2 protein-coding genes are annotated in these 2,636 nt (G+C 35.7%); both read left to right on the forward strand.

Features of this window, described 5'->3' with window-relative positions:
- Positions 1-184 precede the first annotated feature (184 nt).
- Positions 185-1,744 (forward strand): IS21 family transposase, encoded by a 1,560-nt coding sequence (gene istA, locus H8909_RS12860; protein WP_187013107.1) that lies wholly within the window; start codon positions 185-187, stop codon positions 1,742-1,744.
- Positions 1,737-2,462 (forward strand): IS21-like element helper ATPase IstB, encoded by a 726-nt coding sequence (gene istB, locus H8909_RS12865; protein ID WP_187013108.1) that lies wholly within the window; start codon positions 1,737-1,739, stop codon positions 2,460-2,462. The genes istA and istB overlap by 8 nt, the downstream gene beginning before the upstream one ends.
- Positions 2,463-2,636 lie beyond the last annotated feature (174 nt).

Below are 2,636 nucleotides of genomic sequence, written 5' to 3' on the forward strand. Positions count from 1 at the left end.
TTGATTATTTTGGCGTAGCTGACCAATAATTCCGATTTAGCCTGATCATTAATTCCGATACACTTGACCAATCATTCCGATTAGGTTGATCAATTATATTATACATACTCCTTTTCTAGTAAAATTAAGGTGTAGATAAGCATCGAATCTACACAATATTTTACAGGAAAGGAGTTTTTTTATTTTGAAACCATATGAGGAAAAATACAAAGAGATTTTCAGATATTTATCACTAGGTGTGTCTAGAAACGAAATTTCAAAGCTATTAAAGACTTCAAGAAACACGATCAGAAAAGTAGAAAATGCTGCTAAATCTTTAAGATTATCCTGGAATGATGTCAGCACTATGACTAGTGAAGAATTCGCTGACAAGCTGTTTCCAAAGCCAGAAGATGATAGTGATAATTTACAGCCGAAGCCTGATTGTGAAATGATGTATCTTGAACTACAAAAACCTGGTGTAACCAAGATGCTTTTATGGCAGGAGTACTACAATGAGGTAAGAGCTGCAGGTAAGATTCCATTGCAGTATTCTCAGTTCTGTAATTATTTCAACCAGTATATCGAAAGAAACAAAGCTACGATGCACTTTGATCATAAGATAGCTGAAAGAATTGAAGTGGACTGGGCAGGTACTACTGTTCCAATAGTTAATGAACTTACTGGTGAAGTAACTAAAGGATATCTTTTCGTGGCAACACTGCCATACAGTCAGTATACCTATGTTGAACTTATGAGTGATATGAAGCAGGAGAACTGGATTAATGCACACGTTCATATGTTTGAGTTTTTTGGTGGAACTACACCATTACTTATTCCTGATAACTTAAAAACGGGTGTCATAAAACACCCTAAAAATGGTGAAGTGATATTAAACAAGGCTTATCAGGAAATGGGTGACTATTATGATGTGGCTATAGTTCCAACGCTTGTAAGATCACCAAAAGGAAAGCCAAGTGTAGAGGGTACTGTTGGCAAGGTGACATCCTCCATAATAGCTCGTCTAAGAAAGGAGGAATTCAATTCCGTCATTGAAGCTAATATGAAAATTAAAAAATGTCTTGAAGAATTCAATGCAAAGCCATTTCAGAAGAGAAATGGAAGCCGTAAAGAAATCTTTGAAAATGAAGAGAAGATGTTCCTGAGACCACTTCCTAAGGAGCCGTTTGAATTCGCTGTATGGAAGCAGGCTACAGTACAATACAATTATCATATTTCTATTGATAAGATGTATTACTCAGTCCCTTATGAGTATATCAAGCATAAAGTTGATGTAAGAATCACTAGAAGCGTCATTGAAGTCTATTACAAGAAGAAACGTATCTGTTCTCATAGACGTTTATATGGTAATCCTGGTCAGTATTCTACCAATATGGATCATATGCCATTGAATCATAAAAAAGCAGGTGAATGGAATGGCGATAGATTCAGAAAGTGGGCAGATAAGATAGGACCTAGTACTTATAAGGTCATTGACCAGTTATTGAATCATTATAAAGCGGAACAACAAGCATATAATGGCTGCAGATCAATATTAAAGTTGGCAGACTCATATTCATCCAAGCAGCTTGAGGAAGCTTGCCATATGGCGCTTCAACACTTAGCTGTGCCCCGCTACAAGAATATTAAATTAATTATTGCACATAATCAAGATATTAGAAAAACAGAAGAAGAACAGGTGATTGATGATAGCTATGCGATTATCAGAGGTTCATCATATTATGGAGGAAGCAACAATGAATAGAGATACATACGATAAGATGATTTTATTAAAGTTAAAAGGTATGTCGAAAGCCTATAAGGAACAGGATGAAATAGAAGATATCCATGAATTAACTTTCGAGCAGAGACTAGCGCTTCTTATAGATGCTGAAACAGATTACAAGCATAACCATAAGATTGAAAGACTTATTGAGAATGCGAATTTTGTAGAATCTAAAGCTTCAGTAACACAGATCAAATACTATGCAGATAGACAGTTGAATAAGGATCAGATTGAGAGACTTGCAACGAATGAATATATCAATAAACATGAGAATCTCATTATAGTTGGTGCTACAGGAAGTGGTAAATCATATATTGCATGTGCACTAGGTGTAGAGGCATGTAATGCAACCCTAAAAGTAATGTATGTAAGACTTCCTGACTTATTAGCTGAATTAGATCTTGCAAAGGTTCAGGGAAACTACAGAAAGAGAATAAATCAATACATAAAGTGTGATCTTTTAATACTGGACGAATGGCTGTTGATAGGGACTAATAATGCCGAACAGCAGGATATTCTTGAAATACTGGAAAAGAGATATCGTATTCATTCAACAGTATTCTGCTCTCAGTTTGATGTTGCAGGATGGCACAGTAAGCTTGGTGGAGGTGCCTTAGCTGATGCAATAATGGATAGAATAATATCAAAATCACAGACAATAAAAATCTTTGGTGATAAGTCAATGAGAAGCAGATAAACAAAAAATAATCCTGACTGTACTTTATTTACAGTCAGGATTTTAGGTGGTCAGGTTCATCGGAATGGTTGGTCAACCCCATCGGAATTTTATGAAAATGGCTAGTTGGTCAAGTGTATCGGAACACTTGGTCAACCCAATCGGAATGAGTGATCAACTAAAGTGGAATAATCA

It is taken from the genome of Catenibacterium faecis, assembly GCF_014306455.1.
Lineage (GTDB): Bacteria > Bacillota_I > Bacilli_A > Erysipelotrichales > Coprobacillaceae > Catenibacterium > Catenibacterium mitsuoka_A.